The organism is Actinoplanes sp. NPDC051494 (assembly GCF_044454705.1).
Taxonomy (GTDB): Bacteria; Actinomycetota; Actinomycetes; order Mycobacteriales; family Micromonosporaceae; genus Actinoplanes.
The window spans coordinates 912918-935366 of the sequence record NZ_JBITDZ010000002.1; the positions used below are offsets into that span (position 1 = coordinate 912918).

General features: G+C 69.3%; 24 protein-coding genes. 2 read left to right on the forward strand and 22 right to left on the reverse strand.

Features of this window, described 5'->3' with window-relative positions:
* Positions 1 to 2: 2 nt before the first annotated feature.
* The 22 genes from fliN to ACIA6A_RS10920 all read right to left on the reverse strand — a co-directional run bounded on the left by fliN (position 3) and on the right by ACIA6A_RS10920 (position 20235).
* Positions 3 to 755: a flagellar motor switch protein FliN gene (gene fliN / locus ACIA6A_RS10815; protein WP_396097293.1), complete on the reverse strand. Its 753-nt coding sequence runs from the start codon at positions 753 to 755 to the stop codon at positions 3 to 5.
* Positions 752 to 1684: a flagellar motor switch protein FliM gene (locus ACIA6A_RS10820; protein WP_396097294.1), complete on the reverse strand. Its 933-nt coding sequence runs from the start codon at positions 1682 to 1684 to the stop codon at positions 752 to 754. Before ACIA6A_RS10820 ends, fliN begins: the two co-directional genes overlap by 4 nt.
* 115 nt (positions 1685 to 1799) lie before the next feature.
* Entirely contained in the window at positions 1800 to 2267 is a 468-nt protein-coding gene (locus ACIA6A_RS10825; RefSeq protein WP_396097295.1) for a flagellar basal body-associated FliL family protein, read from the reverse strand.
* Between the two features lie 21 nt (positions 2268 to 2288).
* Complete coding sequence (locus tag ACIA6A_RS10830) at positions 2289 to 3323, reverse strand: flagellar motor protein MotB (protein WP_396097296.1); 1035 nt, start codon at positions 3321 to 3323, stop codon at positions 2289 to 2291.
* A gap of 4 nt (positions 3324 to 3327) precedes the next feature.
* Positions 3328 to 4116, reverse strand: coding sequence for a flagellar motor protein (locus ACIA6A_RS10835; protein WP_396097297.1), 789 nt, complete (start codon positions 4114 to 4116; stop codon positions 3328 to 3330).
* A 1-nt stretch (position 4117) separates the two neighbouring features.
* A complete protein-coding gene (locus tag ACIA6A_RS10840) occupies positions 4118 to 4570 on the reverse strand; it encodes a flagellar FlbD family protein (protein WP_396097298.1) in 453 nt (150 codons plus the stop codon).
* A 13-nt stretch (positions 4571 to 4583) separates the two neighbouring features.
* Positions 4584 to 5795 (reverse strand): flagellar hook protein FlgE, encoded by a 1212-nt coding sequence (locus tag ACIA6A_RS10845; RefSeq protein ID WP_396097299.1) that lies wholly within the window; start codon positions 5793 to 5795, stop codon positions 4584 to 4586.
* A gap of 3 nt (positions 5796 to 5798) precedes the next feature.
* Positions 5799 to 6389 carry a flagellar hook assembly protein FlgD gene (locus ACIA6A_RS10850; RefSeq protein WP_396097300.1) on the reverse strand — a complete coding sequence of 197 codons (591 nt, stop codon included), beginning with the start codon at positions 6387 to 6389 and terminating at the stop codon, positions 5799 to 5801.
* An 85-nt stretch (positions 6390 to 6474) separates the two neighbouring features.
* Positions 6475 to 8928, reverse strand: coding sequence for a flagellar hook-length control protein FliK (locus ACIA6A_RS10855; protein ID WP_396097301.1), 2454 nt, complete (start codon positions 8926 to 8928; stop codon positions 6475 to 6477).
* 27 nt (positions 8929 to 8955) lie between these two features.
* Positions 8956 to 9969: a transglycosylase SLT domain-containing protein gene (locus tag ACIA6A_RS10860; protein ID WP_396097302.1), complete on the reverse strand. Its 1014-nt coding sequence runs from the start codon at positions 9967 to 9969 to the stop codon at positions 8956 to 8958.
* Between the two features lie 17 nt (positions 9970 to 9986).
* Positions 9987 to 10700, reverse strand: coding sequence for a flagellar export protein FliJ (locus tag ACIA6A_RS10865; protein WP_396097303.1), 714 nt, complete (start codon positions 10698 to 10700; stop codon positions 9987 to 9989).
* A gap of 94 nt (positions 10701 to 10794) precedes the next feature.
* Positions 10795 to 12102 (reverse strand): FliI/YscN family ATPase, encoded by a 1308-nt coding sequence (locus ACIA6A_RS10870; protein WP_396097304.1) that lies wholly within the window; start codon positions 12100 to 12102, stop codon positions 10795 to 10797.
* Positions 12099 to 12767, reverse strand: a complete 669-nt coding sequence (locus ACIA6A_RS10875; protein ID WP_396097305.1) for a FliH/SctL family protein — start codon at positions 12765 to 12767, stop codon at positions 12099 to 12101. Before ACIA6A_RS10875 ends, ACIA6A_RS10870 begins: the two co-directional genes overlap by 4 nt.
* Positions 12760 to 13785: a flagellar motor switch protein FliG gene (gene fliG, locus ACIA6A_RS10880; RefSeq protein ID WP_396097306.1), complete on the reverse strand. Its 1026-nt coding sequence runs from the start codon at positions 13783 to 13785 to the stop codon at positions 12760 to 12762. Before fliG ends, ACIA6A_RS10875 begins: the two co-directional genes overlap by 8 nt.
* 27 nt (positions 13786 to 13812) lie before the next feature.
* A complete protein-coding gene (fliF, locus tag ACIA6A_RS10885) occupies positions 13813 to 15417 on the reverse strand; it encodes a flagellar basal-body MS-ring/collar protein FliF (protein ID WP_396097307.1) in 1605 nt (534 codons plus the stop codon).
* Position 15418: 1 nt separating this feature from the next.
* Complete coding sequence (locus ACIA6A_RS10890) at positions 15419 to 15754, reverse strand: flagellar hook-basal body complex protein FliE (protein ID WP_396097308.1); 336 nt, start codon at positions 15752 to 15754, stop codon at positions 15419 to 15421.
* A gap of 2 nt (positions 15755 to 15756) precedes the next feature.
* The gene (locus tag ACIA6A_RS10895) at positions 15757 to 16152 is read right to left on the reverse strand and encodes a flagellar basal body rod protein FlgC (RefSeq protein WP_203838137.1); all 396 of its coding nucleotides are present in this window, start codon (positions 16150 to 16152) and stop codon (positions 15757 to 15759) included.
* 5 nt (positions 16153 to 16157) lie between these two features.
* Positions 16158 to 16505, reverse strand: coding sequence for a flagellar basal body rod protein FlgB (locus tag ACIA6A_RS10900; protein ID WP_396097309.1), 348 nt, complete (start codon positions 16503 to 16505; stop codon positions 16158 to 16160).
* 223 nt (positions 16506 to 16728) lie between these two features.
* Positions 16729 to 17049, reverse strand: a complete 321-nt coding sequence (locus ACIA6A_RS10905; protein ID WP_396097310.1) for a hypothetical protein — start codon at positions 17047 to 17049, stop codon at positions 16729 to 16731.
* A 37-nt stretch (positions 17050 to 17086) separates the two neighbouring features.
* A complete protein-coding gene (gene fliS, locus ACIA6A_RS10910) occupies positions 17087 to 17476 on the reverse strand; it encodes a flagellar export chaperone FliS (RefSeq protein WP_396097311.1) in 390 nt (129 codons plus the stop codon).
* Positions 17477 to 17526: 50 nt separating this feature from the next.
* Complete coding sequence (gene fliD, locus ACIA6A_RS10915) at positions 17527 to 18900, reverse strand: flagellar filament capping protein FliD (RefSeq protein WP_396097312.1); 1374 nt, start codon at positions 18898 to 18900, stop codon at positions 17527 to 17529.
* Positions 18901 to 19023: 123 nt separating this feature from the next.
* Positions 19024 to 20235, reverse strand: coding sequence for a flagellin (locus ACIA6A_RS10920; protein ID WP_396097313.1), 1212 nt, complete (start codon positions 20233 to 20235; stop codon positions 19024 to 19026).
* 235 nt (positions 20236 to 20470) lie between these two features.
* Between ACIA6A_RS10920 and flgN the strand changes: the two genes are divergently transcribed.
* Both flgN and flgK read left to right on the forward strand, forming a co-directional pair.
* Positions 20471 to 20956, forward strand: a complete 486-nt coding sequence (flgN, locus tag ACIA6A_RS10925; RefSeq protein WP_396097314.1) for a flagellar export chaperone FlgN — start codon at positions 20471 to 20473, stop codon at positions 20954 to 20956.
* A complete protein-coding gene (gene flgK / locus ACIA6A_RS10930) occupies positions 20956 to 22440 on the forward strand; it encodes a flagellar hook-associated protein FlgK (protein ID WP_396097315.1) in 1485 nt (494 codons plus the stop codon). The genes flgN and flgK overlap by 1 nt, the downstream gene beginning before the upstream one ends.
* Positions 22441 to 22449 lie beyond the last annotated feature (9 nt).

The window sequence follows — 22449 nt, forward strand, 5'->3', positions numbered from 1 at the left end:
GGTTACTCCCGTTCGGTGCCGGGAGAGACGATCTCCGTGATCCGGATACCGAAGTTCTCGTCGATCACGACCACTTCGCCCCGGGCGATCAGCCGGCCGTTGACCAGCAGGTCCGCGGGGCTGCCGGCGGCCCGGTCGAGTTCGACGATGGCCCCCGGGCTCAGCGAGAGCAGCTCGCGCACGCTCATCCGGGTCCGGCCCAGCTCGGCCGAGACCTCCATCTCGACGTCGTGCAGCATGTCCAGGCCACCGCGCATCGGTGCCGCCGCGCTGCCGCCCCGGGTGGCGACCCCGGCCGGGGCCGTGTCGGAGGGCCAGGGGCTCAGCGCCATCGCGAGCACGGCCCGGATCTCCCCGCCGTCGAGCAGCGGGACGGCCACCGAGCCGTCCTTGGCCGAGATCGCGCTCAGCGCCACCCCCGGTTCCATGAGCTGACCGGGATCGAGCACGGTGGGCCCGAACGTACGGGACGCGGCCTCGAGCGCGGGTCGGACGGCGGCCGTCAGGTCGAGTTCGCCGAGCGGGCTCTCCTTGAGCGCGTCCGCGAGGTCCTGGCCGACCACGACGACGACTTCACCGGTGGCCGCACCGCTGAACTTCGCGGTGATCGCCTGCCCGGTGGTCAGCATGTCGGGGGACGCCGCCATGGGGGCACCGACGGTCAGCTCCCGGCTGGTGGGCAGCACCGCCAGGGCCGCCTCGGCGGCGGCCCGGACCAGCGCGAGCTGCGGCTCGGTGATCGTTGGCGCGGTCATCTACGTTCTTCCTCCTTGGGCGACGGCACGACGAGACAGGCGAGCCGGGCACCCTGATTGCCGGGAACCGCATGAGCAAAAACGGTCTCGTTGACGGTCACCTCCAGCGGCACGCTGGTCGGGTGCCCCAGCGGTACGACGTCGCCGGGGCGCAGATCCACAATGTCATCGGTCCGCATCCGCATGGGCTGGAATCGGACTGCTACGTCGATCGGCGCCGCGGAAAGTCCGGCGGTGAGGTTGCGCAGCGAGGTGTCGCGTACCATGCGCTCGGCCGGCGTGAGCTCGATCGTCTCCTGCTTCTCCAGCACCGGCAGGATGGTGTTGAACGGCAGGCAGATGCTGGCCACACACTCCTCGGTGCCGATCTTCATCTCGAACGAGGCGATCACCACGGCGTCGCCGGGCTGGTGCGCCCGCAGGAACTGCGCGTTGTACTCGATCTCTTTGAGCTTGGGTGAGATGTCCACCAGCGCCTCGAAGCCGTAGCGCAGCTCGCCGAGCATCCGCTCCAGCAGGCCGCGCAGCAGCGGCATCTCCACCTCGGTCAGCGGCCGCTCCGGCTGGGCCCCGCCGGGACCGCCGAGCATGTGATCAATAGCGGTCATCACGGCGGAGGACGATATCTCCATCAGCACCGTGCCGGGCAGCGGGTCGATGGACACCACGGCGAGCACGGTCGGGTTGGACAGCGCGGCGACGTACTCGTCGTAGTTCAGCTGCTCGATCGAGACCAGCGAGACGCTGCTGACCACCCGCAGCCGGGTGGTGAACAGGGTGCCGCAGCTGCGGGCGTACGTCTCGAACGCGATCTGCAGGGTCCGCACGTGATCACGGGACAGCTTGATCGGCTTGCGGAAGTCGTACGCGGCGGGCCCGCTGCCACGGCGCGACATCTTCCCGGGGGATCGGGTCGGAGAGGTGGTCACGTCGTCCTCATCGGCTCCCTTCCGGAACCGCTGAGCCGTACGGCGTGCTTTGTCCCGGTCAAAGCCGAACGGGCGGATCCGCCGGTCGCGGATCCGCCCGTCTGAGGTGCTCGAGTTACTGGGTGACGAAGGCGGTGAAGTAGATCCCCATCACCAGGTGTTTCTTGTCGACGTTGTAGGCCTTCTCGATCTTCTCGAGCAGCTCTTCCTTGACCTTGGTCCGGCCCTTCTCGGTCTCCAGCTCGCCGATCTCCATGCCGGTGTACTGATCGATCGCCAGGTCGATCGCCTCGGCGGTGTCGATCGCGGTCTCGCCGGCCTCCTCGGTCAACTGGATCGCGAAGCCGAGCTTGAGGTAGTGACCATCGGCGAGGTTGATCGTCAGCGGGTTCTCCAGCGCGACGACCAGACCCTTGACCGGGGCGGGCTCCGCCGCGTCGGCCGCGTCGCCCTTGAAGAACATGAAGTAGGCACCCGCACCGCCACCGCCGAGCAGCACGACGGCCGCGATGATGATGAACAGCATCTTCTTGGACTTCTTCGGCGCTGCCTCCGCCGCTGCGTCCTTCTCGTCCTTAGCCATCGAAGCTCCTCTCGTCACTACTCAGTCGTGGGTGGTGGTGGTCGTGGACTCAGTGGTTGGTTCGGTCGTGCCGGCCTCGGCCTTAGCCGCTGCGTCGGCGGCGGCCTTGGCTTTCGCCGAGGTCTCACCGGTGTGCAACTTGGCGTCGTCGCCGGCCGCGGACGGCAGCAGCGCCGCCTGCTCGGGCGTCAGCGTCGTGAGGATCACGACGTCGACGCGGCGGTTCATGGTGACCGCCCGGGGGTCCCTCGGGTCGATGAGCGGCTTGGTGTCGGACAGGCCGACCGCGCTCATCCGGTTCTTGGCCAGTCCGTGGTCGATCAGGTACCGCACCGTCACCGACGCCCGGGCCGCGGACAGCTCCCAGCCGCTCGGGTAGAACGTCGTGGTCGCCTTGAGCTGGTTGGTGTTGCCGTCGACCTCGATGTTGTTCGGCAGCTTGGCCAGCGTCGGGGCGAGCGCGTCCAGGATCTTCCTGCCACCCGCCTGCAGGTCCGCACGGTTGCCGGCGAAGACCACCTCGTTGGTGACGATGGTGACCACCAGGCCCCGCCGGTCGATCGTGAACTTGACCTGGTTGAGCAGTTTGCTCTTCTCGAGCGCGTCGGCGAGCTTGTTCTCGAGCTTCTTGAGGTCCTCGGCCTCCTTGGTCGCCGCCTTGGCGTCCTTCGAGGCCTCGGCCCGGTCCGCCGCCTGCACGGCCCGCGCCACCGCTTCCTTCTGCTCCTTGGTCATGCCGGCCGTGCCGCCCCCGCCGGACCCCGGGTTGACGCCCGGGTCGATCGGTACGACCGTGCTGGCCTGGCCGGCGCCGTCAAGGTTGGAGACGTTGCCCTGGAAGGCCGCACTCGACGCGCCGAACCCCTCGGAGAGGCCGGCCGCCAGCTCGGCGAACTTCTTCTGGTCGACGCTGCTCATCGAGAACAGCACCACGAACAGTACGAAGAGAAGCGTGAGCATGTCGGCGTACGACACGAGCCAGCGCTCGTGGTTGACGTGCTCTTCGTGCTCCTCGTGACCGCCCTTCTTCCGACGGCCCCCGCCTCCTGAACTCATGTCGTTACGCCGCCTTCTTGGTCGTCGCGGCCTCGGCGGCCTTCACGGCATCCGGGGGCAGCAGGCTGCGGAGCTTCTGGGCGACCAGGCGCGGGTTCGAGCCGGCCTGGATGGCGAGCACACCGTCGATGACCAGTTCCATCTCGTCGGACTCGATGCCGGACAGGCGGTCGAGCCGGGCCGCGGCGGGCAGGAAGATCAGGTTGGCCGAGAGCACGCCCCACAGGGTGGCGACGAACGCCGCGGCGATGGAGTGGCCGAGCGACTCCGGCTTGTCCAGGTTCTCGAGCACGTGCACGAGGCCCATGACCGTGCCGATGATGCCGACCGTCGGTGCGTACCCGCCCATGTTCTCGAAGATCTTCTTGCCGGCCTTGTCGGCCTTCTTCTTCGCGGCGACCTCGGCGTGCAGGATGTCGTGCAGTTCCTCCGGGTCCGTGCCGTCGATGGCCAGCTGCAGGCCACGCTTCAGGAACGGGTGCTCGACGGTCTTGACCGCGTCCTCGAGGGCCAGCAGGCCCTCGCGGCGGGCCCGCTCGGCCAGCTTGACGATCTCGTCGACCAGCTGGTTCGGCGGGGCGACCTTGGCCAGGAAGACCTTCTGGAGCGACTTGCCGGCGCCGAGCGCGTCCTTGAGCACACCGCCGGCCATGGCGGCGCAGTACGCGCCACCGAAGACCAGCAGCATCGACGGCAGCAGGATGATGGAGGCGGCGGAGCCACCCTCCAGCGCCTGCACGACGAAGACGATGATTACGGCAACAAGTACACCGATGATGGAGGCGAGATCCATATCAGCGCTCCTTCCGGTGCAGCGGCAGCACGTTCGCGGCGGGGCGGGACGGCTCGTCGTCGGACATGTCGGTGGCGGCCGGCTCGGCCTCCATGCGACTCGCTTGGGCGATAAGCGAGCTGCGGTAATGGCGCACCGAGTCGATGAACTCGGGCACGGACTCGGCGATGACGTACTTGGTGCCGTCCACCAGCGTGATGACCGTGTCGGGCGTGCAGTCCGCGCGCTCGACCAGGTCGGGGTTCAGGGCGAAAACGGCTCCGTTAAGGCGGGTTACGAGGATCACGACTTCCGTCCTTGGCGTCTGTTGGCTGGTGGGCCGTCCGTGGCCCTTCACATGACCATTCGGCGATTCTTCGGTTGCCGATGAGCGCGTTCCGGTCGCATTACGGGTGCTGAAAACCCCGGAAACGAAGAAGCCGGGGCGAGCCGTGTGGCCCGTCCCGGCTTCCACCGGATCTGCGTTATCAGCGCTTGAGGTTCACGAGTTCCTGCAGGATCTCGTCGGACGTCGTGATGATCCGGCTGTTCGCCTGGAAACCACGTTGAGCGATGACGAGGTTGGTGAACTCCTGGGCGAGGTCGACGTTCGACATCTCCAGTGCGCCGTTGGTGATCAGGCCCAGTCCCGCTGAGCCGGCCGCACCCACTTGTGCGAGCCCCGAGTTCACCGTGCTGCGGAACATGGAGTCACCGATCTTCTCCAGGCCGTTCACGTTGTTGAAGTTGGCCAGGGCGAGCTGGCCGAGCGTCTGCTTGAGGCCGTTGGAGAACACACCGACGATCTGACCGGTGTTCGACACCGTGTACGAGCTCAGGATGCCCGCCCCGGAACCGTCCGCGTCGCTGACCCGGGCCTCGGTGTTACCGCTGTAATGCGTGAGGTCGGTGATGTCTACGGTGTAGGTCTCGGTGCCCTCGGTGATGCTGATGCTGGTGATCGGATTGGTGCCGTCGTTCGGTTTACCGTTCACGAACGGGATCGGCACTGCGGTGCCGTTCGGGGTCTTGGCGGTCCATTCGTTGGCGCCCGACTTCGTCAGCGTCACGTTCAGCGTGCTCGAGGCACCGTTGATGTCGACGACCGGGATCGGGATCACCTTGGAACTGCCCAGGGTGGCACCCGTGGGATCGACCGGAGCTTCGTACGACAGGTTGCCGGTCAGGGTGAACTTGGTGGTCTCCTCGGGCTTGAGGCTGATGCCGATCGGCAGCTTGATGTTGCCGGGCGCGCCGGCGACGTTGACCTCGCCGTCGGTGTTGGCGGACCAGCCCTGCACGATCTGGCCGTTCGGGGTGGTCAGCGAGCCGTTGGCGTCGAAGTTGAACGAGCCGGCCCGGGTGTACACCGACTCCCCGCCGCTCTTCACCACGAAGAAGCCGTCACCCTGGATCATCATGTCGCCGGACTTGCCGGTGGTCTGCGCGGCGCCCTGGCTGAAGTTCGCGTTGATGCTCGCCGTCTTCACACCGAGGCCGACCTGCGCCGGGTTGGTGCCACCGGCGCCGTTCTGCGGGGCACCGGCCGCGTTGACCATCTGCGAGAGCGTGTCCTGGAAGACCGTCTGGCTGGACTTGTAACCGGTGGTGTTCACGTTCGCGATGTTGTTACCGGTGACGTCCATCATCTGCTGATGCGCGCGGAGGCCACTGATGCCGGAGAAAAGGGAACGCAGCATAGGTCAGTTTTCCTTCGTGGTAGCGGAATCATCGGAGGCGGTGTTCGCAGGGGCGGTCTGTCCCTCAGTAGCCTTCGCCGCGGGCGCCGGCACGACCGGTGCCGTGACCGGTGCGGTGACCGGTGCCGGGGTGACTGCCGCCGGAGCGGCTGACGACTGGTTGACTTCCGTGACCTTGGACAGCTGCACATCCATGTTCCCGACCACGAGCGTCGGTTCGCTGTCTCCGTTGAGCTTCGTCTTCGTGACGACGCCCGAATGGGTGTTGCCGTCGCCGTCCTGATACGTGACCGTCCGGCCGACCAGCGCACTCGCGCCGATCAACTGCTGGGCCTGCAACATGTCGGCGATCTGGCCGAGCTTCTCGACCTGGGTGAACTGCGCGGTCTGCGCGAGGAACTGGGTCGAGTCGGCCGGGTTGCTGGGATCCTGATACTTCAGCTGGGCGACCAGCAGCTTCATGAACGTGTCCTGGTCGGCCACCGATTTGCTGGCGCCGGCGTCCGTCGTCGTCTTGGTCGTGTACATCGACGTCGACTTGGCGGTCTTGTCGTCGTACGTGTTGCTGACGATTCCGTTGATCGGCGAGGTCATCGACCGGCCCTCCTGACGTAGCGCGTTGGTCCCTCGCACTTCAGGTTCGGCCGGGGGCCGGAATCGCTTAGCCGCTATTTTCGGCTCAGGCCTCGATATCCAGTCGGCTGTTTCCGGTGGGACGGGACGGGACCGGCGGGGCGTTCTCGGCGGGTGCGTCCGGCACATTTCCGGTACGCCCGTTGCCCGCCCCGGTGTTCATGAAGGCAAACTGCTGACGGGCTTGCTCCTGCCCCGATCCCTGCCGCAGGTCCAGCGACGTGTTGGTGAACCCGGACTGCTCCAGATCCCGTCGCAGCTCCTCCATCGCGTCGCGCAACGACTCGTGCCCGGCGTCGGTCGAGCTGGTCAGCTGCACGCTGACCTCCCCGTTACGGATCTCCGCGACGACCTGCACCGGCCCGAGGTCGACAGGATGCAGGTTGACGGTCAGCCGGTGCACGCCGTCCGCGTCGAGCCGCAGCGGCGTGATCCGGGTGGCCAGCTGCATCGCGACCGGCCCGGGCAACGGCGGTGCGGGCGGCGGGGCGACATTCGACACCGGCGCGGCGGGCGCCGCCGGTCCGGCCGGGGCCACGCCGGTGAGGCCCGCGAGGCCTGCCGGCAGATCCTGGCTCTTGCTCGCCGGGGGAGCAAAAGCGCCGGAATTTGCTTGGCCGCCGCTCTCCTGGCCCGACGAGGCGGTGCCGTCGCCGCCGGCCTGGTCAGGCAACGCGGGCGGCTGGTCGCCGGGGGCCGCGGAGGCGTCGGTGTCCCGCAGCGGGGCCGCGGTGAGATCCGCGTCGGCCACTGCCGGATCACCGTTCAACGCGGCCTCAGCGGTGGCGGCGAGGTCGGCGGAGGCGGTCGCGCTCACCCCGGAAGGCCCGACGGGTACGCCCGCGGCAGCCGAAGCGTCCCCCAGCCCGTCGAGGGCACCCCGCTCCGCCGCCGCACCGGGCCCGCTCTGCCCGATGCCGCCCTGCACTGCCCCGGCGCCGTCCGGTCCGTTCCCGGCCGCCCCTGTCCCGGCCGCCCCTGTCCCGGCCTGCACTGTCCCGGCCGGCCCTGCCGCGTTCGGTCCGATCCCGGCCAGTCCTGCGCCGGCCAGTCCTGCGCCGGCCAGTCCTGCGCCGGCCAGTCCTGTGCCGCCCGACCCCGCGCCGCCCGGCCCTGCGCCGACCTGGCCCGCCCCGTTCTGTCCTGCGCCGCCCGGCCCTGCGCTGGCCTGACCCGCGCCGACCTGGCCCGCCCCGTTCTGTCCTGCGCCGGCCTGACCTGTGCCGGCCTGGCCCGCCGCGTTCGATCCGCTGCCGGCCTGCGCCGCGCCGGCTGGGCCGGTCCCGTCCCGCCCGATGCCGTTCGGCCCGACCGCACCCGGTCCGGTCGCGGCCCCGCCGATGCCGTTTTGTCCGGTACCGGCCGGCGCGGCACCAGCAGCCGTGGTGCCGTTAGGCCCGGCCCCGGCCTGAACTGCGCCGGCCTGCCCCACGCCCGCCTGCCCCACGCCGTTTTGTCCCACGCCGTTTTGTCCGCTTCCGGTCTGCCCGTTGCCGCCTTGCGTGGCGCCGGACTGCGTGGTGCCGGACTGGGTGGTGCCGGTCGCTCCGGTTCCGGTGGGCAGGCCGCCGTCGGTCCCCGCCCAGCCGTTCGCGTCGGCCTGGGCTGCGGCGTCGGCCTGGGTGACGGCGGTCTGCGCGGCACTGCTCGGGGCCACCGAGATGGTGATCGGGGGCGCGGCGGCGGCCTGATCCACCGCCTGGCTCTCGGCCTGGGTCCAGGCGGCCGCCTGTGCGGCCCCCGGCGTGGTCGGCTGCGGGGTCGCCGAGTCGGTCGTCCCCACCGCGATCGTGGGCGTCAGCGCAGCCTTCTCGTTGGCGGCGATGTTCTCGGGCGTCGTCGTGGCGGCGATGGCGATCTGCGGCACCGGAGTGAGAGGGGCCGTCGCATCGGCCTTCTCGTCGGGCGTGGACGCGGCGGTGGATTCGGTGACCTTCTCGGCAGGGCGCCGGACCTCAGGGCGCCGGCTGCCGGGCCGCTGGAAATCGGGCCGCTGGAAGTCGGGCCGCTCGGCGGCGGCGCGGCGGGCGGTGGCCCGGTTGTGGTCCGCGCGTTCCGAGGCCCGGTTCTGGTCGGACCTTTCGAGAGCCCGGTTCTGTGTCGCCCGGTTCTGCGTCGCCCGGTTCTGGGCGGCCCGGAGCTGCAACCGGGCCGAAGCGGCCTGCTCCTGCGTGGTCCTGGCCTCCGCCCGGTTGCCGTTCGCCGCGCGTTCCAGGATGCGGTCGGTCTGAGCCCGGCGCTCGTCGGCGATGCGCACATCGGCCGCGCGACCCGCGTCGAGGCGGGGATCAGCGGACGGCCGGGGTCCGGCCGATGGCCGAGGGTCGGACGGCGGCCGGGGGCGGGGGTCGGTTGCGGGGCGGGGACCGGCGCCGGGCTTCCGGTCCAGCTCGGCCGACAGTGCCGATCCGAACGCCTCGCCGCCGGTTGCCGGGGTGGGCCGGCGGGGTGGGGTGTCGGTCGAGGGTTTGCGGTCGGGGCCGGAGACGGAGCTCGTCATGGGGCGCGTTCCCCTTTCAAATGTTGCTCAGCCGAGAGCGGCGAGCGCCTTCTGGACCTTGGGCACGTACGCCTGGGTCTCGGCGAACGGCGGGATGCCGCCGTACTTGTGGACGTTGCCGCCGCCCGCGTTGTAGGCCGCGAGCGCGAGGGGCAGCGACTTGAACTCTTTCAAGTGGCTGGACAGCAGCTTCGCGGCGCCGTTGATGGCCTGTTGCGGGTCGAACGAGTTGTCCACCCCGAGCCCGCGGGCGGTGGCCGGCATGAGCTGCATGAGGCCCTGGGCACCGGCCGGGCTGACCGCCTTGGGGTTGTAGCCCGATTCGACCTTGGCGACCGCGGCGAGGAGTTTCGGGGAGACGCCGTACTTCGCGCCGGCCTTGGTGAACATGTCCGCGTACGGGACGCCGGCGAGCGAGCTGGAGCTCTGCAGGCTGGCCGGGCGGACGGCACCGACCCCGGCTGCGGCGACCGTGGCGGGGGTGGCGGATGCGGTGCCGACCACGCGACGGATGTGCGTCGGGGTTTCGTACACCGATTGGATCTTGACGTGGTCGCCGGGTTTGGGCGCCGCGATCATCTTGTTGTCGCCGAGGTAGATCGCGACGTGGTCGACCGGTTTGTCGAACGCCAGGATGTCACCGGGCTTGGCGTCGGCCAGGCCGTCCACCTTCGTGCCGACCCGGGCCTGCTCACGCGAGTTGCGCGGCAGATCCACACCGAGGTCCTTGTACGCCCGTTGCACCAGCGCCGAGCAGTCCAGCCCCTTGTCCGGGTCGGTGCTGCCGAAGACGTACGGCGTCCCGAGGTATTTTTTCGCGGCGTCGACGACGGACTTGCCGGTGACCCCGGTGCCGGTGGTGCCCGTGGTGGTCCTGGTGGCCCCGGCGAGCGCCTTCGCGAACGCCGTGCCGGAGGTCGCCGTGGTCCTACCGGTGCTCGTCGTGGTGTCGGTGGTGGTGGGGGCCGTGGTGGCCGGCGCGATCCCGAGCTGGGTCTTCAGCTCGGAGATGCGGGACATGACACCCTGGACACCAATCATGCGCGGCTCCCGTCGGCTCAGTCCTGGTCGGAGTTGCCCTCGTCATCGACTTCGGCGGGATCGGCCGGGCGCTTAGCGACAAGGGACAACCGCTCGCGGGCGGCGTCGATCGCCTCCCGGGCGTCGGCGAGGTCGATCATGCCGCGCTGGGCGGCGACGCCGTTCGCGGTCTCCCGGGCGATGTCCTCGCGCTCGGCGGCCGCGACCCCGGCTGCGGAGAGCTCGATCAGCGAGCGGCGGTCGGCGACCGACCCGGCGCCGTGCCGCAGCGTGCTGGCGCGTTCCTCGCTGGTCGCGTCGACGCCGCGGGCGGCGTTGCGGGCCTTCGAGGTCACCGCGATCTCGTCGATGTTGTTCTGTTCCGTGGTCAGGTCGTGGTGGCGGACCGTCTCGGCGTGCCGCTCGGCCATCATCTCCACCGCGCGGCGGCGCTTGGCGGCGTCGGCGAGTTCGGCGACCTTCTCCCGGGTCCGTTCCTCGGCGTCGGTGACCATCTGGTGGGCGCCGGACAGCGTGGCGGCCAGCGACTGCCGGGCGACCATCGAGGCGACCATGGCCCGGGCGGTGCCCTCGGTCGGCGCGTCCGCTCCGGCAAGGTCCAGCTGACGCCGCTTGACCAGCGCCTGCGCCTCCCGGATCTCCTGCCGGGACTGGATCACCGCGCCCCGGGCGGCGTCCTCCTGGGCCTTGCGCGCCCGCAGCACGGGACCGAGCCGGAAGAAGCGGTTCACGAAGACCTCCCAAGAAGCGCCGTACACAGACCCGGTCGGCGGGCCCGGCGGGCGGCTGAGCCCCTGCACCCGAGCTGCACCCGTACCGGATGGATCAGGAAGCGGCGATCACCTGGCGCAGCTGCATCCAGGCCTGGTCGGCGGAGACCTTCTCGTCCAGGCCCTGCCGCAGGAATGCGGTGATCTGCGGCCAGATGGCGGTCGCGCGGTCGGCGTCCGGGTTGGTCCCGGGGACGTAGGCGCCGATCTCGACGAGTTCGCGCACGTCGCGGTGGGCGGCCATCATCCGCCGCAGCTCGGCCGCGTCGGATTTCTGCTCCGCGGTGGTGATCTTGTTGGCCACCCGGGAGATCGAGTCGAGTGCCTGGATGCTGGGGAAGTGGCCGGCGGTGGCGAGCTTGCGGTCCAGCACGATGTGGCCGTCCAGGATCGAGCGGGCCGCGTCGGCGATCGGCTCGTTGTGGTCGTCACCCTCCACCAGCACCGTGTACAGCCCGGTGATGCTGCCGCGGGCGCCGGGGCCGGCGCGTTCCAGCAGGGACGCGAGCATGGCGAAGACGGACGGTGGATACCCGCGGGTGGCCGGCGGTTCGCCGACCGAGAGGCCGACCTCGCGCTGGGCCATCGCGGCGCGGGTGACGCTGTCCATCAGCATGAGGACGTCCTGGCCCTCGTCGCGGAAGTACTCGGCGATCCGGGTCGCGACGAGCGGGGCGCGCAGCCGGACCAGCGGCGGGGTGTCCGACGTCGCGATCACCACCACCGAGCGGGCCAGGCCCTCGGGGCCGAGGTCGTGCTCGATGAACTCGCGGACCTCCCGGCCCCGCTCACCGACCAGCGCCACCACGTTGAGCTGGGCGGTCGTCCCCCGGGTGATCATGGACATGAGCGTCGACTTGCCGACGCCGGAACCGGCGAAGATGCCGATCCGCTGGCCCCGGCCGCACGGCACCAGCGTGTCCAGGACCCGTACGCCCAGCGGCATCGGGGCGTCGACCAGCTGGCGTTCCATCGCCGACGGCGGCATGCCCTCGATGCCGACCATCTCGCCGTGCAGCGGCGGGCCGCCGTCCATCGGCCGGCCCAGGCCGTCCAGGATGCGCCCGCGCAGGTCCGGGCCGACCGCCACGCGCAACGGCCCGCCGGTCGAGACCACCGGGCTGCCGGTGCCGAGGCCGGCGATCGGGCCGAGCGGCAGGCAGGACAGCCGGTCGCCGTCCAGCGCCGCGACCTCGGCCAGCACCGCGTCGTCGCCGTCGTTGATCCGCAGCAGGTCACCGACCCGCGCCTCCAGCCCGCTGACCGTCACCCGCAGGCCCACCGCGCCGGTCACCTTGCCCCGGCTGAGCGGCTGGGCCGCGGTGAGCGCGGCGTTGATGCGGTTCCGGAAGACGTCGGTCACAGTCGGAGGGCTTCTCTCGCTCTCGCCACGGCGGCCGCGATGGAGGCGTCCACCGTCGTCGTGCCGGTCTCGGCGACAGCGTCGCCGGGGCGCAGTCCGGGCTCGGGCCGCAGGTGCACCGGCCGTCCCTCGTAGTTGTAGTCCGCGTCGGTTGCCGTGCCGACCAGACCACGGAAATCGTCGGGGTGCAGGCTGACCACGATGTCGCCCTGGTCGGGGGCGGCGTTCATGGCCCGGCGCAGCGCCGCGGCGGCCCGGCCCTCGGTGTCGTCCATGGCCCGGCCGACGATCGCCTCGGCCAGCTCGAAAGCGTGGGCCAGCACCGCCTCCTGCAGCTCGTGCAGGGTCGGCATCAGCTGGGTCTCCAGGTTGGTGACCGCCCGGCCCAGCGCGTTGACGGCCTGGTTGAGTGCGGCGGCCCGGCGCTGGTCGTGCTCACGCTCGACCGCCCGCGCCCGTTCCGCGGCCACCCCGGCCTCGAGCGCGGCGGCCCGCTGCCCCTGGGCCCAGCCCTCGGCGTACCCGGCGGTGCGGGCCTGCTGCTTGGCCCGCTCCACCGGTTCGGAATCCATCGGTACGCCGCGGCGCAGGTCCACGCCGAAAGTGGCGGCGGTGGCGGACTCGGCGACCGAGCCCCGCAGCACCGGCGGTTTCTCGTCAGCCAATGAGTTCCTCCGCCTCGCCGCCGCGCTGGATCTCGATCTGGCCGGAGTCCTCCAGCGAGCGGATCACGGAGACGATCTTCTGCTGCGCCTCCTCGACCATCTTGACCTTGACCGGGCCCATCAGGTCCATCTCCTCGATCAGGTTCTCCCGCCCGCGTTCGGACAGGTTGCCGGTGACCTTGTCGCGGACGTCCTCGCCGACACCCTTGAGTGCGAGGGCGAGGTCGGACGGCTCGACCTGGCGCAGCACGAGCTGCACCGACCGGTCGTCCAGGCTGATGATGTCCTCGAACATGAACATCCGCCGGCGGATCTCCTCGGCGATCTCCGGGTTGCGCGCCTCGAGCGCCTCCAGGATGAGCCGCTCGGTGGTGCGGTCCGCCCGGTTGATGATGTCCACCAGCGGATCCAGGCCGCCGACCGTGGACAGCTCGTCGGGCTGCAGCACGGTGGAGAGCTTGCGCTGCAGGGCGAGTTCCACCTGGCGGATCACGTCCGGCGAGGTGCGGTCCATGACGGCGATCCGGTGCGCGACGTCCGACTGCACCTCCGGGGCGAGCCCGGACAGGATCGAGGACGCCAGCGCCGACGGGATGTGCGCCAGGACCAGCGCGATCGTCTGCGGGTGCTCATATTGCACGTACGAGAGGAGCTGCCGCGGGTCGGCGTGGCTCAGGAAGTTGAACGGCATGTCGGTCATCGACGCCTGCAGCCGGTCCAGGATCAGCTGGGCGCGTTCCGTGCCGAGGGACGCTTCGAGCAGCTCACGGGCGTACGCCATGCCACCCGCACCGGCGTGCTTGGTCGTCGCCAGCGCGTAGAACTCGTCGATGACGTCGACCACCACGTCCGGTTCGAGTTTGCCGAGCCGGGCGATCTCGGCGGACAGCTCCTCGACCTCGCCCTCGCTCATGTTGGCGAGCACCCGGGTCGAGTATTCCTTCCCCATTCGCACCAGCAGGATGGCCGCTTTACGCAGACCGGTCATCGACGACGTGGTCAGTGCTGGTGTGGTCAACGCGGTTCCTCCTTGAACCTGGATGCTTTAGCGGCCGGCGCCGAGCCAGCCGCGGAGCAGGGCGGCCATCTCCTCGGGCTGGTCCTCGACCATCTGCTCGATCTCCCGCTGACGCTCCTCGAGCGCCTCGTGGGTGGCGTTCGCGGCCTCCAGCGCGGGCGACGGGATCGCCGCGTTCAGCTCGGCCAGCCGCTGGTTCTCCAGTGCCGCCTGCATCGCCTCGAGGTGCTTGAGCTCGTCCGCGGTCAGCGACTTGCGCTTCTTCTGCTTCCGGCTCCAGCGCCAGGCAATGAACATCAGCAGGAGCACCACCAGGGCCATCGCCGCGGTCTTGAACAGTGAGGTCTGCTGGGCGCTCTGTTCGGCGGCCGAGGAGGCGGCGAGCGCGTCCTTGGCGGCGGTCGCGGCGCTGGTGTCGAACGCCATGGCGCTGACCGCGATGGTGTCCCCGCGGGTCGCGTCGACGCCGGCCGCGGCGCTGACCAGCTGCTGCACGTCTGCCTGGTTGACCGCGCCGGCGGTGGTGGCGTCCAGCAGCACCGAGACGCTGAGCCGCTTGATGCCGCCCGGCGCGCTGTTGCGGTTCTCGGTGACCTCGTTGACCGCGTTGTTGCGTACGGTGTTGCTGTTCTCGTACTGGCCGGTGCCGCTGGTGCTGGTCGACCCGTTCGGCACCTGGATGTTGTCCGGGCCGAGCACCCCGCCGCTACCGGTGCCGTTGCCGTTGTAGGCCTCCCGGCTGATGCTCTCCGACAGCGCCGCGACGGACGGATCCGACGTGTACGACTTGCTGGTGGTCGTGGTCTGGTCGAAGTCCAGCTCGGCGGTGGTGGTGACCACGGAGTGACCGGGGCCCACGACCGCGTCCAGCATGTTCTGCAACGAGTTGTTGAGCCGCTCCTGGAACGCGACGGTCTGCGAGTCGGCACCGCTGTTGCCGGCGCCGGAGCCCAGCGGCGCGCCGCCACCGGTCGAGAGGATCTTGCCGTCCGCGCCGGCCACGGTCACCTGGGTGGGGTCGAGGCCCTCGACGCTCGACGCGACGAGGTGCACGATCGACTGCACCTGCTGCTCGTCGAGCGGCTGGCTCGCGGACGACTGCACCAGCACGGAGGCGGTGGTCTTGTCCTGGTCGTCGGCGAACACGTCCTTCTGCGGCATGACGAGGTGCACGGTGGCCGCCTCGACGCCGTCGATCGCCTTGATGGTGTTCGAGAGTTCCCCCTCGAGCGCGCGCTGGTAATTCGTGTGCTGCATGAAGTCGCTGGTGGTGATCCCCTGCTGGTCCAGCAGCGCGTACCCGGTGTCGGACTCGCCGGGCAGGCCCTCGCCGGACATCTGCAGCCGCAGGTCGTACACCTGGTCCTGGGGCACCAGGATCGTGCCGCCGCCGTTGGCGAGCTCGTACGCCGTGCCGGACTTCTGCAGCGACTCGACGATCGCGCTGGCGTCCTTGCTGGAGAGGTTGCTGAACAGGGGGGAGTAGGACGGCTTCGAGGCCCAGGTGGCGAAGAAGTACCCGCCGATGACCAGGGCGATCACGGCGGCGACAGTGACCGCCTTCTGGCCGGGCGTGAACGACTTGAAGGTGTCGCCTACCTTGCGTACCGGAGCGGGGAGACGATCTGTCATTTTAGGCCTGCATTCTCATGATCTCCTGGAACGCCTCGACGGCCTTGTTCCGGATCGCCATGGTCAGCTGGAGACCGAGTGCGGCCTCGGTCGATGCCATCGTGTACTGCGCCGGGTCCTGCAGGGTGCCGTTGGCCACCTGCACGGACAGGTCGCCGGCTTTGGCCTGGGACGCCTGCACGCTCTCCAGGCCCTGCGACAACATGCTCGCGAAGTCGGTGTTCGGGGCCTTGACCTGGTCGGCGCCGGCGAGGCCGGTGGCACCGCCGACCCCGCTGATCCCGCTGACCGCGGAGAGGCCGTTGACGGCGCCGAGCGCGCCGATCGGAGAGGTCATGATCAGCCCTTCCCGAGGTTGATGGCGGCCTGGTAGGACTCCTTGGCCCGGTCGACGACCGAGATGTTCGCCTGGTACGCGCGCTGGGCCATCATCAGCTGGGCCATCTGGCTGCCGAGGTCGATGTCGGGGCGGCGCACGTACCCCTCGGTGTCGGCCAGCGGGTTGTCCGGCTCGTAGGCGAGCTGGCCCTCGGCGCTGCCGTACGCGATGCCGCCGACCTGGGCGCCGTTGCCGTCCTGGGCCTCCTGGGCGACGACGTACCGGGCCTGGAACGCACTTTCCGAGGTCCGGCTGACGTTGTCCATGTTGGCGATGTTGTCGGAGACCGCGTCGAGCCACTTGCGGTACACGGTCACGCCGCTCGCGGCGGTGCCGATCGCGTTGAACGTGCTCATCCGGCTCAGGCCCCCTTGATCGCGTCGCGGAGCAGCGAGTACTTGCCGTCGAGTGCCCGGATCGTCAGCTGGTACCGCATCGTGGTGTCGATGTGGGAGAGCGTCTCCTCGTCGAGGTTGACGTTGCTGCCGTTCAGGCGGGTCGGCTCGAGCGAGTTCTGCACGCTGGGCGCGACCGTCGAGGGCGACTGGCCGTGAGCGACGGCGCTGCTCAGCGCCTCTTCGAACTTGACCTTACGGGCCTGGTATCCGGGCGTCTCGATGTTCGCGATGTTGTTGCTGATGGCGTTCTGCCGGGCGGCCAGGCCGGCGACTGCGACGCGGAGCGAGGACGAAGCGACGTCATCGAACACGGCGGTGGTTCCTTCCGGTGGTGCGAGGCCGCCGTTCCTTGGCGAGCTGTACGAGCAGTCCGTTGCCCGTACTCTCCGTTTCGGCCCGCCCGCCGATCCGCTGAGCGTCAAACGGTTGCCGCTGGGTTGCAGCCATGCCCCCTACCCAAGCCTGGACTATCAGTCGGCGGAGCCAAAACCCGGGACCCCTGCAAGGGGTCCCGGGTTCAGTGCTTTGAGTCCGTTACATGGCGCAATCGAGGTAGACGGGGCGTTTGCTGGCCTCGCCGGTCTCGATCTTGCTGGTCATCACCTGCTGGGCCCGGGTGGCGGTGAGCCGCCGGGCGATCTCCTGGGCGGCGGCGAGCTGACGGGTGAGGATCTCGTCGGCCCGCGGCTTGAGCTCCAGCGGCAGCGCACCGAGGTCGGTCGGTGGCTGCCACATGTCCGACGCCGGCAGCTCGGCCAACCGGCGGGCGTCGGTCAGCATGGCCTCGGTGGCCACGACGTCGAGCTCGAGTTCGTCGAGCGCGGCGGTCCAGGCTTCGCGCCATTCGGTCGTCACGCTGTCCTCACCTCGCTCAACTGCCTCATGGGTCGGCTCAGGCCACCGGCGCCGGGTTGGCGGCCGCGAGCAGTGCGGCCTCCCGCCAGGCGTCCCGCAGCGGTTCGATGTGCCCGCGGCAGGCCGCCACCCGGTCGGCGTCGCGGGCGATGTTGGCCCCGATCAGCTCGGTGAGCAGATAGCCGTACAGGCTGGCCAGGCCGGGTGCGCCGGCCCACGCTTCCACGTTGAGCGTGGTGCGCAGCTCCAGGATGATCTCCTGGGCGTGGTTCAGCTTGTCGTTCGCCAGTTCCCGGTCGCCGGTGCGCAGCGCTTCTTCGCCGAGGGTCAGGTCCAGTACGAGACGGTCGTAGAGCATCACCAGCAGCTTGCCGGGCGAGGCAGTGTTGACGGAGTCCTGGAGATAACGGTTCAGCGGAGAGGTCATCAGTTCCCTTTGCTCAGGAATGGGCGGATTCCATGGGCGGACGGTGCTTGTCAGCCGAGGCTGGCGATCTGGCCGGACAGCCAGGTGGATTGTGATTGCAGCTTGCCGAGCGCGGTCTCGAGGCCGGCGTACTGCTTGGTGAGCGCGGTCTTCTTCGCGGCCAGCCGGACGTCCCAGTTGTCGATCTGCAGGTTCATCGAGTCGATCGCGTTCTTGCGACCGGTGACGGCCCCGGTGACGTTCTCGATCTGGGTGTTCGCGACGGCCCGGATGCTGTCGCCGAACGCGATGCCGGCCTGCTTGATGGCGGTCGGGTCGGCGTTGTACGACGCGGTGAACTTCTCCTGGTCGAACGTCAGCTGACCGCTGCGGTCCAGTTCGATGCCGAGCTTGCTGAGGCTGCCGAACTTGACGACGTTGGCCGCCTTGTCGGCGGCGATGACCGCCGGGTCGGCGGTCTTGTCCGGGGCGGCCGGGGCGCCTTCCTTGCGGTACGTCAGGCCCTGGCTGATCGAGCTGAGGATCGAGGAGCTCATCTGGCGGACCATGAAGTCGCCGGTCAGGGGCGAACTGACCTTGGTCGACGGGTCGTACTTGGTCTGCGTGGTGACCTCGGCCAGCGCGGCGTTGGCGGCGTCGACGAGCGACTGCAGCTTCGAGGCGATGCCCGCGGCGTCCGACTCGACGTTCAGGTTGACGTTGGTCTCCTTCTTGGAGACCGTCAGCGTCACGCCCGCCATGAGGCCGGTGAACGTGTTGGTGCCGCTGGTGACGCTGTAGCCACCATCCTCGTCCGCGCCGCCGACCTGCAGCTTCGCGTCGGTGGCGGCGCTCGTCGCCAGGCCGACGTCCTCCAGCCCGGTGATGCTGAACGCGTTGGCGGTGCCGGTCTTCGCGCCGCTGAGCTGCAGGATGTTCTGCGCCCCACCGGTGTTGACGACCGAGGCCTTGACCCCGAGACCGGCCTTGTTCAGCGCGTCGGCGATGCCCTGGGCGGACTTGTCGGTCAGCTGGATCTCGACCTCGTCGCCGGAGCCGACCTTGACCTTGAACGACTCGGCGGCGGTGACGTCGCCGGTGGTCGCGACCCGGGCGGTGGTCGACTGGGCCTTGGCCAGGCCCACGACGTCGAACGTCAGGCTGCCGGTGGCGGTGTTGGTGCCGCCGACCGCGGTGGCGGTCACGGAAGCGGTGTTCGTCGTCGGCTTGATAGAACGCCAGGTGGACAGCGCGCTGGTGTCGGCCGCGGCGTTCTTCAGTCCCACCAGCTTGGAGTTCACCGACTGGTACGAGGAGACCACCGTCTGGGCCGTGTTGACCTTGGTCTTGAGCCGGGTCTGCGGAGCGGCCTCCACCTGCAGCAGGGAGCTGATCATGGAGGACGTGCTGAGACCACTGACGAGTCCGTCGACTGAACTGGACACGGGCCACCTGCTTTCCTGCGGGGGTACTGATATGGAGCGGGGGTAGCCGGCGTGTCTGCCGGCTACCCCCGACTATTCGGTTGTCAGCGATATTCGGTTGAGTGCTACCGGGTAGCGGTTCGGTTAGCGGAGCAGCGACAGAACGTTCTGCGAGGCCTGGTTGGCCTGCGACAGCATCGAGGTGCCGGCCTGGGTCAGGATCTGGTTCCGGGTGAACTGGACCATCTCCTGGGCCATGTCGGTGTCACGGATACGCGACTCCGACGCGGACAGGTTCTCGACCGAGACGTTCAGGTTGTTGATCGTGTGCTCGAACCGGTTCTGGTACGCACCGAGGGTCGCCCGGGTGTCCGAAACCGAGGTGATCGCCTTGTCGAGCGCGTCGATCGCCTTGTCCGCGCCACCCTCAGCGGTCAGGTCCAGGGCCTTGGTGCCCAGGGCCGACGAGCTGACGGCGCCGATGGAGATGCTCAGGGTCTCGCCGCTGTTGGCGCCGACCTGGAACTGGCCGCTGTTGGCCTTGGGGTCGGCGGTGCTGGCGGTGCCGGTGACGCCGACGGCCGCCAGGGCGCCCGTGTCGTTCACCGAGAAACCCTTGGAACCGCTGAGGCTGAACGAGGCACCCGAGCCGTCCGTGGCGACCGAGGCGCTGACGCTGACCTCATTACCGGTGAAGCCCTGGCCGGCTGCCGGGCCACCCGGCGTCTGGTCGGTGAGGGCCGACTTGATCGCCTTGTTCATCGCGTCCGCGACGTCCTTGGCGGACGCGTTGGCCGGGATGTTCGCGCTCACCGTGATCGGAGCGGCGGTGAGGTCCTTGTCGCCGATCTTGGTGATCTCGAACGTCTGGGTGCCGGTCGGCATCGTCTGCACCTTGCTGGCGCTGTCGATCTTGTTGCCGTTGCCGAAGGAGCCGTCGAGCAGCTTCGACTTGCCGAACGAGGTCGTGTTGCTGATGCGGTCGAGCTCCTCGTTGAGCTGACCGAACTCCTTCTGCGCCGCGGCCTTGGCCTCGGAGTCGTTGGAGCCACCGTTGGCAGCCTGCACGGAGAGGTCACGCATACGCTGGAGGATCGAGGTGGTCTCGTTGAGCGCACCTTCAGCGGTCTGCGCGACCGAGATGCCGTCCTGGGCGTTACGGACGGCCTGCTTGAGGCCACCCACCTGGGAACGGAGACCCTCGGAGATCGAGAGGCCGGCCGCGTCGTCAGCCGCGCGGTTGATGCGGAAACCACTGGACAACTTCTCCAGCGACTTCGACATCTGCCCGTCGGTGACCGACAGGTTCCGGTAGGCGTTCTGGGCGGCGATGTTCTGGTTGATGCGAAGACCCATGGTGTTTCCTCCTTGAGTGGGGTCCGTACCGGCTCATCCGTAAGCCGTTGGCGTTGCGCCAGTCAGATCGGCGGTGGCCCGCCGGTCATGAGAAGTCTCTGAAATTTTTTCGGGCTTTTCGGACGAATGCCAGATCCGGCCTCTGCTACCTGGTCGAAACCCCTCAGAGACCGATCCGCTGTGCCGACTTGTCCGGATGAGAGTTGAAGCCCTCAGAGAGGAAGGTGGAGGATCGGTGAGCCTGACCGACCTGTCCAGCGTCCTGTGGCGAGCGCGAGAGCTGCTGGAACTGCTGCTGTTCAAGCTCGAGGAGGAGCAGCTCCTGCTCGCCTCCAACCGCTCCCGCTGGCTCGCCCACGCCACCCGCGAGGTCGAGGTCGTGCTGGACCAGATCCGTCAGACCGAGGTCGCCCGGGCCGCGTACGCGCAGGCTGTGGCTCTTGAACTGGGCCTTCCCGCGGAGGCCTCGCTGGGGCAGCTCGCCGACGCCGCGCCGGCGCCCTGGTCCGACCTGCTGCATCAGCACCGTAAGGCGTTCCTCACGCTGACCAGTGAGATCGGCACGATGGCCGACGCCAACCGGGACCTGCTCACCGCCGGCCAGCGCGCCGCCCGCGAAACCATGCTCGCGTTCGCCGGGACAGTGGAAACGTATTCATCTCAGGGCAAGACAGTCAGCGGTGGAGTACGCCGCCCGAGCCTGGTGGACGAGGCAATCTGATGGCTAGCAGTTTCGGCAGTATCAACACCGCGCTGACCTCTCTGTACGCACAGCGCCGCGGTCTCGACGTGACCGGCCAGAACATCGCCAACGCCAACACCGAGGGCTACACCCGGCAGCGGGTGGACATGCAGGCCTCCGTCGGCTCGATCGTGCCGGTGCGCTGGGCCACCACCGACGGCCTCGGCACCGGTGTGCAGGTCACCGACGTGCAGCGACTGCGCGACCAGTACCTGGAGAACCGCGGCCGCACCGAGCACGCCAACGGCACGTACCTCACCAACCAGGCGGCCGCGTACGGCTCCATCGAGGATGTCTTCGCCGAACCCGGCGACACCGCGCTGCAGGCCCAGCTGCACGACCAGTGGGCGGCCTGGGGCGACGTCGGCGACGAGCCGAACAGCACCGCGGCCCGGTCCGCGCTGCTGCAGCAGAGCCGGGTCGTGTCGGATGGCATCAACAGCGCTTACGGCGCCCTCGACGCGCAGTGGTCGGCGAACTTCTCGCAGATGAGCAAGTACGCCGAGGAGGTCAACACCACGTCCGGGACGATCGCGCAGCTCAACGACTCCATCGTCAAGGCCAAGGCGACCGGGGTGGTGGTCAACGAGCTCGAGGACCGCCGGGACATGGCGGTCATGCACCTGTCCGAGCTCACCGGCGCGACCGCGCAGGCCCGGGAGAACGGCTCGGTGGACGTGTTCGTCGGCAACGCGTTGATCGTCACCAACACGACGGTCCGCAAGATGACGACCACCGCGGGCGTCAGCACGATGGACGCCCAGCGCGACCTCAACGACGGGCTCATGCCCGCCGGGACCAAGCCGGCCGGACTGACCTGGACCGACACCGGTGACGTCGTGCAGGCCGGCGGCACGATGGGGTCGATGGCCGACACCATGACGTCGATCCTGCCGAACATGGCGAAACAGCTCGACAAGGTCGCCGAGAAGCTGGTCACCACCGTCAACACCGCGACGAGCGGCGCCTACAAGGCCGACGGCAGCGCGGGTGGCCCGTTTTACAGCGGTGACTTCACCACCGGCCGGTACGCCCGCAACATGAAGGTGGCCATCACCGACCCGGCCGCCATCGCGGTCTCCGGCAAGAACGAGTCGAACCCCGACGGCACGCCCAAGCTCGACCCGGTCTCCGGCCTGCCGGTCGGCACCAACGACGGCTCGGTGGCCACGTCGCTGTCGGCCACCGCGACGAAGGCCGGCAGCCCGGACCTGTCCTACCAGGACATGATCGCCGACCTCGGCGTCAACGCGCAGACGTCGACCCGGCGCAGCGACATCCAGGCGAACGTCACCGACCAGGTGGACGCGGCCCGCGAGGCCGAGTCCGGGGTCAACCTCGACGAGGAGATGACCAACCTCCTCACCTACCAGCGCGGGTACGAAGCCGCGTCACGCGTGCTCACCACGATCGACTCGATGCTCGATCAGCTCATCAATCGCACCGGTCTGGTCGGAAGGTAAGGGAGTAGG

Bases quoted from the DNA above. Each gene is read 5' to 3' on its own strand.
- fliN (WP_396097293.1), bottom strand. From the start codon at position 755: ATGACCGCGCCAACGATCACCGAGCCGCAGCTCGCGCTGGTCCGGGCC.
- ACIA6A_RS10825 (WP_396097295.1), bottom strand. From the start codon at position 2,267: ATGGCTAAGGACGAGAAGGACGCAGCGGCGGAGGCAGCGCCGAAGAAG.
- ACIA6A_RS10830 (WP_396097296.1), bottom strand. From the start codon at position 3,323: ATGAGTTCAGGAGGCGGGGGCCGTCGGAAGAAGGGCGGTCACGAGGAG.
- ACIA6A_RS10835 (WP_396097297.1), bottom strand. From the start codon at position 4,116: ATGGATCTCGCCTCCATCATCGGTGTACTTGTTGCCGTAATCATCGTC.
- ACIA6A_RS10845 (WP_396097299.1), bottom strand. From the start codon at position 5,795: ATGCTGCGTTCCCTTTTCTCCGGCATCAGTGGCCTCCGCGCGCATCAG.
- ACIA6A_RS10850 (WP_396097300.1), bottom strand. From the start codon at position 6,389: ATGACCTCGCCGATCAACGGAATCGTCAGCAACACGTACGACGACAAG.
- ACIA6A_RS10855 (WP_396097301.1), bottom strand. From the start codon at position 8,928: ATGACGAGCTCCGTCTCCGGCCCCGACCGCAAACCCTCGACCGACACC.
- ACIA6A_RS10860 (WP_396097302.1), bottom strand. From the start codon at position 9,969: ATGATTGGTGTCCAGGGTGTCATGTCCCGCATCTCCGAGCTGAAGACC.
- fliF (WP_396097307.1), bottom strand. From the start codon at position 15,417: ATGACAGATCGTCTCCCCGCTCCGGTACGCAAGGTAGGCGACACCTTC.
- ACIA6A_RS10890 (WP_396097308.1), bottom strand. From the start codon at position 15,754: ATGACCTCTCCGATCGGCGCGCTCGGCGCCGTCAACGGCCTCTCCGCG.
- ACIA6A_RS10895 (WP_203838137.1), bottom strand. From the start codon at position 16,152: ATGAGCACGTTCAACGCGATCGGCACCGCCGCGAGCGGCGTGACCGTG.
- fliS (WP_396097311.1), bottom strand. From the start codon at position 17,476: ATGACCTCTCCGCTGAACCGTTATCTCCAGGACTCCGTCAACACTGCC.
- ACIA6A_RS10920 (WP_396097313.1), bottom strand. From the start codon at position 20,235: ATGGGTCTTCGCATCAACCAGAACATCGCCGCCCAGAACGCCTACCGG.
- flgK (WP_396097315.1), top strand. From the start codon at position 20,956: ATGGCTAGCAGTTTCGGCAGTATCAACACCGCGCTGACCTCTCTGTAC.